The 14,752-nt window shown below is 57.4% G+C and carries 13 protein-coding genes and 4 pseudogenes; 7 read left to right on the forward strand and 10 right to left on the reverse strand.

The genetic code is table 11. The features are described 5' to 3' along the window. Positions 1 to 2 precede the first annotated feature (2 nt). Positions 3 to 191 (reverse strand): hypothetical protein, encoded by a 189-nt coding sequence (locus M2422_RS23780; protein ID WP_243225231.1) that lies wholly within the window; start codon positions 189 to 191, stop codon positions 3 to 5. A 143-nt stretch (positions 192 to 334) separates the two neighbouring features. Between M2422_RS23780 and M2422_RS23785 the strand changes: the two genes are divergently transcribed. Further along, complete coding sequence (locus tag M2422_RS23785) at positions 335 to 946, forward strand: DUF2913 family protein (RefSeq protein ID WP_259143176.1); 612 nt, start codon at positions 335 to 337, stop codon at positions 944 to 946. Here the strand turns inward: M2422_RS23785 and M2422_RS23790 are convergent. The 6 genes and pseudogenes from M2422_RS23790 to M2422_RS23815 form a co-directional block, all read right to left on the reverse strand. After that, positions 943 to 1,884: an Rpn family recombination-promoting nuclease/putative transposase gene (locus M2422_RS23790; protein WP_259143178.1), complete on the reverse strand. Its 942-nt coding sequence runs from the start codon at positions 1,882 to 1,884 to the stop codon at positions 943 to 945. The two genes, M2422_RS23785 and M2422_RS23790, sit on opposite strands and share 4 nt — an antisense overlap. Before the next feature lie 124 nt (positions 1,885 to 2,008). After that, entirely contained in the window at positions 2,009 to 2,152 is a 144-nt protein-coding gene (locus M2422_RS23795) for a helix-turn-helix domain-containing protein (protein ID WP_259143180.1), read from the reverse strand. A gap of 169 nt (positions 2,153 to 2,321) precedes the next feature. After that, entirely contained in the window at positions 2,322 to 3,521 is a 1,200-nt protein-coding gene (locus M2422_RS23800; RefSeq protein WP_259143174.1) for an IS91 family transposase, read from the reverse strand. A gap of 8 nt (positions 3,522 to 3,529) precedes the next feature. Then, positions 3,530 to 3,718: a hypothetical protein gene (locus tag M2422_RS23805; RefSeq protein ID WP_243225231.1), complete on the reverse strand. Its 189-nt coding sequence runs from the start codon at positions 3,716 to 3,718 to the stop codon at positions 3,530 to 3,532. A gap of 114 nt (positions 3,719 to 3,832) precedes the next feature. Beyond that, positions 3,833 to 3,931: pseudogene (locus tag M2422_RS23810) on the reverse strand (AAA family ATPase); the annotation flags it as partial. Further along, a pseudogene (locus tag M2422_RS23815) lies at positions 3,931 to 4,278 on the reverse strand (Mu transposase domain-containing protein); the annotation flags it as partial. The pseudogenes M2422_RS23810 and M2422_RS23815, both read right to left, overlap by 1 nt. Before the next feature lie 387 nt (positions 4,279 to 4,665). Between M2422_RS23815 and M2422_RS23820 the strand changes: the two are divergent. From M2422_RS23820 to M2422_RS23830, 3 genes are all read left to right on the forward strand, one after another. Beyond that, positions 4,666 to 8,283 (forward strand): inverse autotransporter beta domain-containing protein, encoded by a 3,618-nt coding sequence (locus M2422_RS23820; RefSeq protein WP_259143182.1) that lies wholly within the window; start codon positions 4,666 to 4,668, stop codon positions 8,281 to 8,283. Positions 8,284 to 8,363: 80 nt separating this feature from the next. Further along, positions 8,364 to 8,858 carry a hypothetical protein gene (locus M2422_RS23825; RefSeq protein WP_259143184.1) on the forward strand — a complete coding sequence of 165 codons (495 nt, stop codon included), beginning with the start codon at positions 8,364 to 8,366 and terminating at the stop codon, positions 8,856 to 8,858. Positions 8,859 to 9,036: 178 nt separating this feature from the next. Next, a complete protein-coding gene (locus M2422_RS23830; RefSeq protein WP_259143186.1) occupies positions 9,037 to 9,234 on the forward strand; it encodes a hypothetical protein in 198 nt (65 codons plus the stop codon). Between the two features lie 15 nt (positions 9,235 to 9,249). On the opposite strand, the gene M2422_RS23835 is transcribed toward M2422_RS23830, so the two are convergent. Next, positions 9,250 to 10,524 carry an RNA-directed DNA polymerase gene (locus M2422_RS23835; protein ID WP_259143188.1) on the reverse strand — a complete coding sequence of 425 codons (1,275 nt, stop codon included), beginning with the start codon at positions 10,522 to 10,524 and terminating at the stop codon, positions 9,250 to 9,252. Between M2422_RS23835 and M2422_RS23840 the strand changes: the two genes are divergently transcribed. Further along, a complete protein-coding gene (locus M2422_RS23840) occupies positions 10,517 to 10,912 on the forward strand; it encodes a hypothetical protein (protein WP_259143190.1) in 396 nt (131 codons plus the stop codon). The two genes, M2422_RS23835 and M2422_RS23840, sit on opposite strands and share 8 nt — an antisense overlap. A 627-nt stretch (positions 10,913 to 11,539) precedes the next feature. Here the strand turns inward: M2422_RS23840 and tnpC are convergent. Further along, positions 11,540 to 12,349, reverse strand: a pseudogene (tnpC, locus tag M2422_RS23845) (IS66 family transposase); the annotation flags it as partial. Positions 12,350 to 12,450: 101 nt separating this feature from the next. Here tnpC and istA point away from each other — a divergent pair. Further along, a complete protein-coding gene (gene istA / locus M2422_RS23850) occupies positions 12,451 to 13,623 on the forward strand; it encodes an IS21 family transposase (RefSeq protein ID WP_259143191.1) in 1,173 nt (390 codons plus the stop codon). Beyond that, complete coding sequence (istB, locus tag M2422_RS23855; RefSeq protein WP_259143193.1) at positions 13,623 to 14,420, forward strand: IS21-like element helper ATPase IstB; 798 nt, start codon at positions 13,623 to 13,625, stop codon at positions 14,418 to 14,420. Before istA ends, istB begins: the two co-directional genes overlap by 1 nt. Before the next feature lie 53 nt (positions 14,421 to 14,473). Here istB and M2422_RS23860 read toward each other — a convergent pair. Continuing rightward, a pseudogene (locus M2422_RS23860) lies at positions 14,474 to 14,752 on the reverse strand (transposase); the annotation flags it as partial.

Below are 14,752 nucleotides of genomic sequence, written 5' to 3' on the forward strand. Positions count from 1 at the left end.
GATTAAGCTTCAGTCGTCTGCAGGCGGGTGAGCGCAGCGGTGTCACCCCGGCGCTCCAGCATGGATTTGGCGACCATAACAGGCGGCGGATCCATGGGTTTTAGCATCTTCATCCAGTCCCATTCACGCTGAGAGAGCTTATCCGCGCCAACGGAGAGCAGAATGGTATCGATACTTTTACGGGTCATCATGGGGAAGGCTCTGAGAAAAATATGTAGTCAGATCATACCTATTCCACTTAGTGTAAGGCAACGACGGGGATGACCGATGGCGGGGTTTTCAATTTGCAGCCGTCAGGCTGCCCTGTTCAGAAACTAAAGGGGGACGACGTTCAGTGACGCTGACAGAACAATCGGGACATCTGGCATGGTGTGCCCTGGTGGCGCTTGCGTTGGCCAGGCAGGATGGTGGCGTTCTCTCGCCGGCACAGGAAAATCTCTTTCTCACCCGATGGCTGGCGACTGCGCTGAAGCAACGACGTTTTTCTCGAGATGTCACACCTGACCTCGAGTGGCTGCTTAAACAGGGACGCCAGCTGGGCGTCAGCGCGAAGCTGGCCAGCAAGCTGAACTACCTCTGGCGATCCTGCACCGGCGAACTGTCTGAGCAGAACGACCTTTTCCGGCTGACGTATGCCCTGGAGACAGCGAAGGATATGCACTGGAATTACCGTCTGCTGAATGACAGAGAATGGTCCGGCCGATATGCCGTAGCACTGAACGGTGGAGTAAACGGAGTTTATCTTTCGCGCTCTAACCTTGATGCCGCTTTTGACGATAATGGCCATCAGGTTAACCCATTGATAGCTCAACTGACGGGGAGTGTGGAAGGCGTGGTGAAGCTGTTTAACCGCTGCGGCTGGCAGGCCGAACCTGAGAGCGATGCTTCCCTGCCCCACCAGTATTTACTGATGGCCAGACAGGGAGTCTCAGGAAAGGATAATTAGTGGCGGATCTGCGCCAGGTCGTCTTCCGTCAGACCGGTCATTTTCATGACGGTATTGCGGTCGATGCCGTTTTCCAGCATGGTACGGGCAACTTCGAGTTTGCCTTCATTGCGGCCTTTTTCAATACCGCGTTGTTCACCGAGCTGCAGGCCTTCAGCCCTGCCCTTCTCGATACCCTTCTGTTCAAGTTGTTGTGCGATGGTCATGAGTGCGTCTCCGTGTTGCGGCACACGCTGTGCCAGTTCGCGAACAAAAGCTTCGGCGTCCGAAGTTTCGCCTGCCTGTACTATATAGTGTACCAGCGATATGACCTGCGATGAAGACAGATATCCGGCCAGCAAAATGGGCGCCAGCCGATCAACCAGTTCTGCCAGGTCCCGCTGATGAATATGTTTCTGCAGTAAGGTCAGGGCGGCCATGCTGCGATGACCGGCGATTTCATCATCCGGAATGACGGTAACGTCTACCAGCGGGAAAGCGCTGCTGTAGAGTTTGCCTGCCAGCGCCGGATCGTCAAATTCATCCAGCCACCGGGTGGAGTACGGATACGGGCTGCGCTTACCTGTGTAGAACAATACAGGTATTACCAGTGGCAGTTTTTTATGGCCTGCCTCCAGGTGGCGCTGCATTGCGGCCACCGCATAACGTATCAGGCGGAAAGCCATATGCTTGTCAGGCGTTGACTGGTGTTCGACCAGTACATGAATATATCCGTCGCCGCCAGTGGTTTTCAGACTGTAGAGGACGTCGCTGAAATACTGTCGGAGATCATCCTCAACGAACGAGCCGGATTCCAGCTTCAGTGTGCTGAGGTCGCAGATGGCCCGCAACTCTGCTGGCAGATGCAGCTCCATAAAATCCCGCGCAACATCCGGTTGCGTCAGGAACTGCCTGAACGTGGCATCGTGGGGTGTGGGTGTGCTGCTTTTCTTCTTCATCAGCCCTGGCTCTGAAAAATGACCCTGAGATGTTATCACAGCCCGGAAAAAGCTAACATTGGCGGTGAACGGAATTGCCATTCCTTCAGGGGGCAGTGCCGGGGTGGTTCGGCCCCCCCCCCCTTTACTCTGGTAACGCCGGGCTGACTGCATTGTCCCGCAGGCGCATGATGGTTTGTCGTGAGGTACCAAACTCGCGGGCAACGGCGCTGATACTGGCACCCGCTTTCAGGTGTTCAAGCGCTACCTGCCGCTGGTCCGGGTTCACGTATAGGAAATTGAAACCTTTTCTGCGCTGGAATGAAGTGGTTGAAATTTAATCATTCTTTGATTTGTGTGTCCGTGAGGAATTCGGCGATCCACTGGCTGGTGATGATTTGCGCTCTTTCTGGTCGTTTTTCTGGCTGCCAGAGTGCACAGGGCGTATCTTCCCTGCGTCAGGCCGGGATATACCTCATCAGGCTGATTTCCCGCGCGTGGATTTTCAGCCCCTGCACATTCAGACCCGCCACCGCCCGGCGGTACACCATCTGGCCACCGCACAGTACGCATTCGAACGGATCACGTCGCAGGAACTGCTTACTCATCTGCGCGTAGCAGACCTTCGGTACTGGCTCCGGTTTATCCATCTCCAGCGCGCTGTACACCTGCGGCAGCTTTTCTCCGCACACCCGGTTGGCCAGAAAACCAAAATACCGCACCATCCGGAAAAACTTCTCCGGAATGTGCTGCTTCAGCCGTGCCACGATTTCCCGCTGTGTCAGCGTCTCTGTGGCCTGCTCGCCCGTATTGTGGTCGTGGTAGCGGAAGCTCAGCGTGGCACTGCCCGCGTAGTGCGCCAGCCGCGAGCCCGCTATCGGCGGCTTTTTCAGGTAACGACCCAGGTATTTCACAGTGTTTTTGCCACCCGCCGTCTTTTTTGACATGTAGACGTGCCAGTAGTCGCCTCCGGCCGTCAGTATCAGGCTGCGCCACTGTGCTTCGGTGGTGATATGTGACAGGGACGGCGGCAGGGCCACGCCTTCGAACCAGACGCTCAGCAGCAGCTGCCGGATATTCCACATCCAGCGGGTGCGCATGGCATCCTTACGGAAGCTGATTTTCTTCCATTTCCCGTGCTCATCAATGCCCCCGCAGGTGACGGAGACGTGAACATGCGGATGCCAGTTGAGACGACGACCATAAGTGTGAATGGCGCAGAAAATCCCGATATCCAGCGCCCGTTTGCCGGCGGCGTACAGGAGGTTATCGACGGCGAGGCGGCAGAGGTCGTTGAGCAGCCAGCGGTTAACCTCAAACAGGGGCCACAGCGAGTCGGGGAGGGTGAAGACCAGGTGTATCCAGTCGCAGTCCGGCAGGCGGTTAAGCTGAGCGGCAATCCACAGGTCGGTAGCCTTTTTACCGCAGGAGGGACAGGCCCGGCTGTGGCAGGCGTTGGTGATATATTTAACATGCCGGCAGCCGGGATTATCGCAGCCATATTCCTTCACGCCGCTGATGCGGGTGCCGCAGGCGAGCATTTTGGTGACGGCTTCGACTTCGATATCACGCAGGCAGCCTGCATCCAGGAAGGAAGTCCAGCACTGATTAGCTGTGAACAGTTTTTTAAGCGGTCCGGGGGTAAAACTGGACAGCATAAAACGGATTAAGCTTCAGTCGTCTGCAGGCGGGTGAGCGCAGCGGTGTCACCCCGGCGCTCCAGCATGGATTTGGCGACCATAACAGGCGGCGGATCCATGGGTTTTAGCATCTTCATCCAGTCCCATTCACGCTGAGAGAGCTTATCCGCGCCAACGGAGAGCAGAATGGTATCGATACTTTTACGGGTCATCATGGGGAAGGCTCTGAGAAAAATATGTAGTCAGATCATACCTATTCCACTTAGTGTAAGGCAACGACGGGGATGACCGATGGCGGGGTTTTCAATTTGCAGCCGTCAGGCTGCCCTGTTCAGTTCTTTTTTAGCTGCCTGCTCCAGCAGAGTTTCAACGTGATAGCTCAGGTGCTCCATTTTCAGGCGACTCAGCAGCGCTTCAAGTTCATGCATCACAGCAGCTCCTCATAAGCACTCAGTGGCCGATGTTCCACCATGCTGACCTGCTGCCAGAGCGGGGCGTGGTGCTCCGGCACCGTCTGCCAGCCAGACGATGCCGAACGGCGTCGATGTGATGCCACCTGCTGCTCATTACTGTAGATCCGCAGTTCGTCATCCAGCGATATACGTATCGAGACCGGTTGCCCGCACAGAGTCTCGGGAACACTGTAACGATTGCCGCCAGCCTCGATATAGCTGTCCCAGGACACATGGCGGATGTTGAAGTAACTGGTATCAAAGTCCGTATCCGGTAATGGCTGCAGATGAGTCTTCTCCGGCGCGAAGCGCTGTTCCGGTGTCAGCCCGACCAGCCCTTCATCCCCCGCGTCTTTCCGGCAACATCCGCCACGCGCCGGCTCTCCTGTCGCTGATAATTTCTGGTAATTCGGGTGATAATTAATGCTTATGCCGTGATAATTATTGATAAATAACAGTAATTTACACGCATATTCATTGCGTTCCCTACGGGCGACCGTAAACTGCGCACCCGGGCTGGCGCTTTAAATTAGCCACCTTTCGATTGCTATTCGTTACCCCTCTCCGGGGGCTTCTGCCCGCGGGTAACGCATTTTTCTGTTGTTCACCCCCCCCTCATCCCCCCCCCGCGCAAGCTGGCACCGTCCGGCAGGCCAGGGCGTAACGAAGGGGGCAGAGATGACCTGGTGACCCATGAGACTGAATTATTCATGAAAACGCATTTACTACACCTCACGGCCAGGGTCTGCCTTGCAGCCCAGCTGACAGGGATACTGACCGGAACCCTGGTGCCGGTGGTTTCCCTGGCAAAAGGCACCGTGCCGGCACACACCCTGACCGACTCACGAACCCTCCCCCACACCCTTGGTGAGGGGGAGACGGTCACCGCTGTGGCCGCGCAGTACGGCCTGACCGTGGCGGCGCTGAAAAAACTCAACCAGCTCCGCACCTTCAGTAAGCCCTTTGAGCAGCTCTCTGCCGGGGACGAGATTGACGTACCGGCGATAAAGGCTGGCCCTGGTCGTGAGCCAGCCGCCGCCGCGCAGGATGACCCTGCCGCCTTCTGGGCCGGCACGGCCACCACCACCGGCCAGATGCTGCAGAGCGGGGACACTACCCGGGCCGCCACCGGTATGGCGGGCAGCCTGGCCGCCGGGGCCGCCAGTGCGGAGGTGCAGCGCTGGCTCAGTCGGGCTGGTACTGCCCGGGTAAGCCTGTCCGTGGACAATGAATTCGCCTTCAGCGATGCTTCCGTCGATTACCTTCTGCCATTCTATGATTCACCTGACTGGCTGGCGTTCACCCAGCTCGGGTACCGGCACAAGGACGAGCGTCATACCGTGAACCTCGGGGCAGGGCTGCGTACCTTCCGGAACGGCTGGATGTACGGTATGAACGCTTTCCTCGACAATGACCTGACCGGGCGCAACCGCCGCCTCGGGATGGGGGCCGAGGCGTGGACCGACTATCTGCGTCTCTCCGCCAACGGCTATCGCGGGATAACGGGCTGGCATCAGTCCCGGGATTTTGCGGACTACGATGAGCGTCCGGCCAGCGGCTTTGACGTCCGGATGGAGGGCTGGGTGCCGGCGTACCCACAGCTGGGCGGGAAGCTGGTGTATGAGCAGTACCTGGGTAACGAGGTGGCGCTGTTCGGCAGGGACGAGCGCCAGAAGGACCCGAAGGCCGTCACCGCGGGCGTGAACTACACGCCGGTGCCGCTGGTGACCCTGGGGGCGGAGCACCGCCAGGGCCAGGGCGGGCACAGCGATGCGCGGTTTAGCGTGGGGTTAAACTACCGTCCGGGGGTGCCGTGGGCTGACCAGACTGATCCGGCAGCGGTGGGGCTGAGCCGGACGCTGGCGGCGGGTCGCTATGACCTGGTGGAGCGCAACAACAGCATCGTGCTGGAGTACAAAAAGCAGACGCTTATCCGCCTGTCGCTGCCGGAGACCCTGGCGGGCAGGGCGGGGAACACGGACACGCTGACGGCGACGGTGACGTCCCGGTACGGGGTGAGCGGGATTGACTGGGAGTATGGCGAGGTGCTGGCCGCGGGCGGCCGGGTGAGCGAGGTGAACAAGACCAGCCTGCAGATAACCCACCCGCCGTACCAGGCGGTCGCGCGCGGGGCGGAAAGCAACGTGTACCGCATCAGCGCGGTGGCGCGTGACGGACAGGGTAACGTCTCGGAACGCCGGACGACGACGATAACGGTTCAGGAGCCGGAGGCGGCCATTGCCCGGGGGGACCTGACGGTGACCCGCAACAATGCGGTGGCGAACGGCACTGACACCAATGCCGTGCAGGCGACGGTAACGGATGCGAACGGTAACCCGGTGTCCGGTCAGGCGGTGAGCTTTACTGCCACGAATGGAGCGGTGGTGACGGTTACCTCTGCCAGCACTGGCGAAGACGGGGTGGCCACGGCGACGCTGACGAACACGAAAGCGGGCGCGGCAGCGGTCACGGCCTCCGTGGGCAGCAGCAGCCAGACCGTGGACACCACCTTCGTGGCGGACGGCGGCACGGCGGCTATCGCCTCAGGCGACCTGAAGGTGACCCGCAACAATGCGGTGGCGAACGGCACTGACACCAATGCCGTGCAGGCGACGGTAACGGATGCGAACGGTAACCCGGTGTCCGGTCAGGCGGTGAGCTTTACTGCCACGAATGGAGCGGTGGTGACGGTTACCTCTGCCAGCACTGGCGAAGACGGGGTGGCCACGGCGACGCTGACGAACACGAAAGCGGGCGCGGCAGCGGTCACGGCCTCCGTGGGCAGCAGCAGCCAGACCGTGGACACCACCTTCGTGGCGGACGGCGGCACGGCGGCTATCGCCTCAGGCGACCTGAAGGTGACCCGCAACAATGCGGTGGCGAACGGCACTGACACCAATGCCGTGCAGGCGACGGTAACGGATGCGAACGGTAACCCGGTGTCCGGTCAGGCGGTGAGCTTTACTGCCACGAATGGAGCGGTGGTGACGGTTACCTCTGCCAGCACTGGCGAAGACGGGGTGGCCACGGCGACGCTGACGAACACGAAAGCGGGCGCGGCAGCGGTCACGGCCTCCGTGGGCAGCAGCAGCCAGACCGTGGACACCACCTTCGTGGCGGACGGCGGCACGGCGGCTATCGCCTCAGGCGACCTGAAGGTGACCCGCAACAATGCGGTGGCGAACGGCACTGACACCAATGCCGTGCAGGCGACGGTAACGGATGCGAACGGTAACCCGGTGTCCGGTCAGGCGGTGAGCTTTACTGCCACGAATGGAGCGGTGGTGACGGTTACCTCTGCCAGCACTGGCGAAGACGGGGTGGCCACGGCGACGCTGACGAACACGAAAGCGGGCGCGGCAGCGGTCACGGCCTCCGTGGGCAGCAGCAGCCAGACCGTGGACACCACCTTCGTGGCGGGTGCGCCTGATGATACCCATTCGTCCCTGACGGCGAACCCAACTAGCATTGTGGCGAACAACACCGCAACAACCACTATCACGTGGGGGCCGAAGGATGCGAACGGTAACCCGGTGACGGGGCTGACCGGTGTCAGCTTTGACCTGGGGGGCGCCACGGATGTGACGCTGGGTTCCGTGACGGAAAGTCCGGCGGGTAGCTATACCGCCACGCTGAAGGGCTCCACGGCACAGGCGGTGACGGTGAAGCCTGCTGTCGCCGGAACCGTGACCGGAGGTCTCTCGGCAACGGTCACCCTGACGGCGGCGATACAACCAATGCCGTCAACGACTAAGCTGGCGGTTAACGGTGCAACATTTGCAGTTGACAGCGGCTTTCCAACCACGGGATTTATGGGGGCTACCTATCAGATACGGATGAATGGGGATGCAGGCAACAACAACGGGTACGACTGGAGTGCAGACCAGAGCTGGGTGAGCGTTGACGCCGGCGGCAACGTGAAATTCACGGGAACCGGCAGCAGAAACACCGTCACCATCACGGCCAAACCCAAAGCCGGCGGGGCTTCTCTGACCTACCGCTTCACGCTCAACGGCTGGTTCACTCCTGGTACTTCCGGTATGAACTTGTCTTCCGCAAAGAGTTACTGCAGCACGAGGGGGTCTCTACCGGCGGTGGAGCAGATGACCCTGCATTCGGGTTACGTCGCAACACAAAAACGGAACATCGGCGCGCTGTGGAACGAGTGGGGTGACATGTCGACGTACGGTGCGGGTTTCTCCGGCAGCGACTGCTGGTCGTCAGAGCAGCAGAGCAGTGGCTCCCACTACAACGTCTACCTGATCAGCGGCAACGTCAACGTCAACGACAGCTTCACGCACGACGTGGTGTGTCGTCAGGGTCTTTAGCATTGAGTCTTTAGCTTTTAACCTTTGTTTTTTTGTTTATCTTCCCCCGCGTAAGCGCGGGGGAAGCCTGAGGAGAATTAATGATGGATACAGAAGAAAAACTGGCGCTGAGTGCCCGTCCGGGAAAGCTTACGCTTATCCGGGAGGGCATGTTTTTGAAATGCTACCAGCAGTCGTTGTTTTCACTCGTGCATTCAGTGTATCCGGATATCAAAGTCACCGGTCGCAGGATAAAAAAGCTGGGTGGTCAGATTGTATTCAGTGGTGGCTTTCCTGAGGGGGGGCTGGCAAGGGTTTTACCTGACGCCCGGTTGACCGACTGGGGTGCCGAAGCTGACGTGGGTGATATTGATGAAGCCGTGTACCAGTCCTGGCTTACCACACTTCCCCTGGTGGGATATCACGTCGGGGGAGACGTGCCGCCGGATGGACAAACAGGTCGCCTCACCCTGAGTGATGAAGACTGCCATTTTCTGGATAGCTGGCAGCCCGGGCTATTTCCGCCATCGGTGGATACGGGGTTCATTCAGGGGCTGAAGGCCCGGCGGAAAAATATTAACGGTCAAGTGGCCTGAAAGCGCAGTGGCACGGGTGGTGCGCAATGGGTCGCGCCGTTAAGGCGACGCGAAAACGCGCTATGAAAGAAGACCGGCCTGTTTCACGTTTTCCGGCATACAGGAAAGCGTTATTAAGGGGTGAACGTCGTAAGGCGGTAAACCGGCAGTATCAGAAAGCAGGCATTTGTGACAGAGTGTGTTGTGTGGTGCGGGTTTCTCCGGCAACAACTACTGGTCGTCAGAGCAGCAGAGCAGTGGCAACCACTACAACGTCAACCTGAACAACGGCAACATCAACAACAACGACAGCAACACGAACAACGTGGTGTGTCGTCAGGGTGTTCTTGCCACCTTTGCTGCTGCGCTGTCAGGCTACAGCCTCCTGCCGGGATAGGGCGGGATGACACACTCAGCCGGTATGCACAGGCAAGGACCGGCTGAGAATCCAGTCCTGCAGGCAGCGTTTTTTGATGCGTACGGATGTATATTGCGGACCATCCGGCAGCATATATGTTGTCAGCATACCGCCGTGTCGGTACCAGATATCCCTGCGCAGGCGAAAATGCGTGGCGTGCTTCATCATGCCGTAGTAGCTGTTAATCACGGCTTGCATGCGCTGCAGCAGGGGCAGGTCGGGTGATAATGATCCGTTATCCGTAAGGGACATCCACTCAGGCCTGGCTGCAATATGAGTGGGGGGATGCCCGGGCGTGCCCGACAACAGGCTGTTAAAAAAGCGCATCCATGCCACCAGTTTCGTGATGTTGCGTTTTCTGAGGTGCAGATAATGAGGGTAAATCCGGTACCCTAGGTAATCTGCACCCTGATGACAGGCCTGCAGAGTTTGTTTATGGGGGTGAAGTGTCAGTTCCAGCTCTGTCTGCATAAAATACCGAATGGCCTGCCGGTAACGGGAAAGCTGTGCTGTTGAGTTGCCGAACAAAATAAGGTCATCCATATAGCGGACATACCCTTTAACCCTTAGGGTGTGCTTTATATACTGATCCAGGGGATTCATATACAACCCGGCCAGCATCTGGCTGGAAGCTGACCCGAGCGGAAGCCCCCTGCCAGGTCCAGCCGCAAGTAGGGTTTTGTGTGCGGGAATGCTGTCCAGTAAAAGACGATCACCGCTGATAGTGAAGGTGTTTGCTGGGGCTGCATGCTGGACGCTTTTTTCCAGCATATCGAGGATTTGTGTCCGCAGTGGGTGTGCAGACATATAGCGGGTTATCAGTATCCGGCACTGTCGGAGTAGTGCGGCATGCGGAATGCTGTTGAAAAAATTCTGAACGTCCAGCTGAAGATAATATTGGTTTCCAGGGCGGCGCATGAATGTCTGTGCACGTTTTACGGCTGCCAGCACTCCCTTTCCACACCGGTTCGCATAGGTATCATCAATGAGTACTCTTTCAACAAAAGGGCTCAGGTGATACACAAGCCAGTTCTGTGCCAGCCTGTCACGAAAGGCAGGTGCATAAATCTCACGGAGCTTCGGGTCAGTGACGGCGAATCGGGTATAGGGTGAAGGTGTGTATGAGTGTGAAAATATGTCGGCTGCGAGTTGGCAGCAGGTGCGGGACACTGTTTCCATACCTGCTGATTTTTGGATGCTACGTTGCGTCAGTGTAACGCAGTGAAGAAGTTCATTATGAATTCGTTCTGGAGAGACGACAGTGTCCACGTTTAAACAACCTCTGGTTTATGATGCGTTGCTGCTTTTGTACCGCACATACTGGGTGACACACCAGCACCTTCCTCGGGCATTTCGGATGACCTCCGGGGAGGCTATTTTACAGGAAATTACGGCCTGTATTAAGCAGGTGATACTGGCAAACAATGCGGAAAAACAGGATGCTACACAACGCAGTCAATCAGCACAGCATCTGGGATGTGCAAGAGCTTCGCTTGTGGTCATCAGGGGACTGCTGACGCTGGGGTGGGGAATGGCATTTATTGCCCATGGTGCTTTTATGCGGCTGACGGCGTTACTGGATTCAGCGGAGAAACAAATTACACGTTGGCAGGGGTGGTTCATGCGACATAATACGGGGGGGCAGCATACGCAGTGATTTATTGCGCGAGCTTCGGTCGTTGTGGCGCTAAATATTCATGCCGGTTACGGCAGCTACGCAGTTATTGAGGCACTGAACGAAGAAGGGGAGACCTGCTTTTATCATGTACCCTTCAGGGCGTTCAGAGAGCGGAAGAAGCTGCGGATTCATGTAACCAGCGCCTATGCCGTTGATTCCAAACCTGGAGGCGGAAAGGTGGGATTCTTCGTTATCGCCAGAAAGTATATCTGGTATTCAGAAGCGCCTTTACCGGACTTGGCCTGACCAGCGCACAGCTGGTTATCGACTGTTTTGATGGCCAGGTTGTGAGCTGGTCGATAGGAACGCGCCCGGACGCGACGCTGGGTAAGGATGCGGTGAACTCATCTTCCAATTATCTTTTGGTTCGTTAGCATCGGTTTTCCCTCCAGTTATCTGGATATTGAGGAACATCATGCAGGAACGAAAGCTCTATGAACAGGGCAGCCTGACGGCTGCAAATTGAAAACCCCGCCATCGGTCATCCCCGTCGTTGCCTTACACTAAGGTAACGTTGCGGTGAACTCGCGTTGACGGCAGGGACCACTCGTGCAAAGCCAGTTCCCTGCTTACGTAAGCGCTCCGTCCTGAGCGTGGTCGTAAGGATTATTTTACAGAAGAGAGGTTCCAGGGCAGCAGTTCATGTAGCCGGTTTGAAGGCCAGGCGTTGATCTTGCTTATAACATCACGCAGCCAGCCTTCCGGCTCCACGCCGTTCAGCTTGCAGGTGCCAACCAGGCTGTAGATGACCGCCGCGGCCTCACCGCCGTTATCAGAGCCGAAGAACAGATAATTTTTTCTGCCAACTGCCACTGAGCGCAACGCGTTTTCACCGATGTTATTGTCGATCTCTACCTGACCGTTGCGGCAGTATTCGTTCAGCGCATCCCATTGTTTCAGCATGTACGCGAACGCCTTCGCCATCTCAGCGTGGACCGACAGCGTTTTCATCTGCTCCTGTACCCAGTCATACAACGACTGCATCAGCGGGACCGTCCGCTCCTTTCTGGCTGTCAGTCGCTCACCCGGCGGGAGCCCACGGATTTCGGCTTCGATAATGTACAGCGCGGCTATCCGTTTCAGCGCTTCACCCGTCATCGCTGTTGGTCGCCGCACATGCTCGTCATGGATTTTTCGTCTGGCATGCGCCATGCACGCCGCTTCTCTGATGTGCCCGGACTCATACAGCGCGTCGTAAGCGCCGTACGCATCAGCCTGAAGCACGCCTCTGTACCCACAGAGATGCCGCTGCGGGTGTTCTCCCTTCCGGTCTGCTGAGTACGAGAACCAGACAGCTGGCGGTTCTGCCGCCCCGCCGTTGCGGTCATCCCGGACGTAGACCCACAAGCGACCGGTTCGCGTTTTACCACTCCCTGGCTCCAGCACCCTGACCGGCGTGTCATCCGTGTGCACCTTTGTTAGCGCCAATGATATAAGACGGTAATTCGCCATTTGAGTTGTCCGCTCCACCCAACATGTTGTTTCCTTGAGGTTCTCACACCAGAAAGGACATCGACATGCTGAGCAGAGAGGACTTTTACATGATAAAGCAAATGCGTAAGCAAGGTGCGTACATTGTCGATATTGCGACTCAGGTTGGTTGCTCTGAGCGTACTGTCAGGCGGTATCTTAAATACCCCGAACCACCGGCCAGAAAAACACGCCACAAAATGGCCAAACTGAAGCCGTTCATGGACTATATCGACACGCGCCTGGCTGACAATGTCTGGAATGGAGAGGTTATCCTCGCGGAAATCAAAGCGATGGGCTACACCGGCGGGCGTTCCATGTTGCGCTATTACATCCAGCCCAAACGCAAAATGCGGCCCTCAAAGAAAACGGTGCGCTTCGAAACCCAACCCGGATACCAGTTGCAGCACGACTGGGGCGAAGTTGAAGTGGAGGTAGCCGGGCAGCGATGTAAAGTTAACTTCGCGGTGAATACACTGGGGTTCTCCCGTCGCTTCCATGTCTTCGCCGCGCCAAAACAGGATGCTGAACATACCTATGAGTCGCTGGTCCGCGCCTTCCGATACTTCGGTGGCAGCGTGAAAACCGTGCTGGTTGATAACCAGAAGGCGGCGGTGCTGAAAAATAACGACGGAAAAGTGGTGTTCAACTCCGGGTTCCTGTTGCTGGCCGACCACTATGACTTCCTGCCACGCGCCTGCCGTCCGCGCAGGGCCAGAACCAAAGGCAAGGTGGAACGAATGGTGAAATATCTTAAGGAGAACTTCTTCGTCCGGTACCGCAGGTTCGACAGCTTCGCCCATGTTAACCAGCAACTGGATCAGTGGATGGCTGATGTGGCTGATAAACGTGAGCTTCGCCAGTTCAGACAGACACCAGAACAGCGCTTCGCGCTGGAAAATGAGCATCTGCAGCCGTTGCCGGAGACTGACTTCGATACCAGCTACTTCGACATCCGCCATGTGTCCTGGGACAGCTATATCGAGGTTGGCGGCAATCGTTACAGTGTTCCCGAGACTCTGTGCGGGCAACCGGTCTCGATACGTATATCGCTGGACAATGAGTTGCGGATCTACAGTAATGAGCAGCAGGTGGCATCACATCGACTCTGTTCAGCATCGTCTGGCTGGCAGACGATGCCGGAGCACCACGCCCCGCTCTGGCAGCAGGTCAGCATGGTGGAGCATCGCCCACTGAGTACTTATGAGGAGCTGCTGTGATGCATGAACTTGAAGCGCTGCTGAGTCGCCTGAAAATGGAACACCTGAGCTATCACGTTGAAACTCTGCTGGAGCAGGCAGCTAAAAAAGAACTGAACTATCGGGAGTTCCTGTGTATGGCGTTGCAGCAGGAATGGAACGGCAGACATCAACGCGGGATGGAGTCCCGGCTGAAACAGGCTCGTCTGCCATGGGTCAAAACGCTGGAGCAGTTCGACTTCACCTTCCAGCCGGGCATCGATCGTAAGGTTGTCCGGGAGCTGGCCGGTCTGGCGTTCGTGGAGCGCTGTGAAAACGTGATCCTGCTGGGGCCTCCAGGTGTAGGGAAAACCCATCTGGCCGTGGCTCTCGGCGTGAAAGCGGCCGATGCGGGGCACAGGGTACTCTTCATGCCACTGGACAGACTGATCGCTACGCTGATGAAAGCGAAGCTGGAAAACCGACTGGAGCGCCAGCTACAGCAACTGAGTTATGCCCGGGTGTTGATCCTGGACGAAATAGGCTATTTGCCGATGAACCGGGAGGAAGCCAGTCTGTTCTTCCGCCTGCTGAACCGTCGGTATGAAAAGGCAAGCATCATCCTGACGTCGAACAAAGGCTTCGCCGACTGGGGAGAGATGTTCGGAGATAATGTGCTGGCAACAGCAATCCTGGATCGGCTGTTGCACCACTCAACCACGCTGAATATCAAAGGAGAAAGCTACCGGTTAAAGGAGAAACGCAAAGCTGGAGTACTGGCCAAAAACGCAACGCCAATCAGTGATGATGAAATGGCGGAAAGCGGACAGCAGAAGTGATCAAATAGCGGACATTAAAAATGGAGAAAAACGGCCATAAATCTTGGCGTTGACACCTTGCCAGTCTGCAGAACGTACTGGTTGAGTGCCTCATACAGCGGACGAAGCCGGTTGCCCATCATCGCGACCCAGCGGACCATCGTGTTACGACTCAGCGTCAGTCCATGACGGGCGTAGATTTCAGACTGTCGGTACAGCGGCGTATGCTCCACATATTTTCCGACCAGGATACGGGCCAGCAGGCTGCTGCCCACACGACTGCCTTCTACTGGTTTGGCCGGGAGTGGCGCCTGCACGATAACGTCGCACCGGCTGCACGCCAGTTTTGGACG

The sequence above is a fragment of the Enterobacter sp. SLBN-59 genome, assembly GCF_024807915.1.
In the GTDB taxonomy this organism is placed as follows: Bacteria; Pseudomonadota; Gammaproteobacteria; order Enterobacterales; family Enterobacteriaceae; genus Enterobacter; species Enterobacter asburiae_B.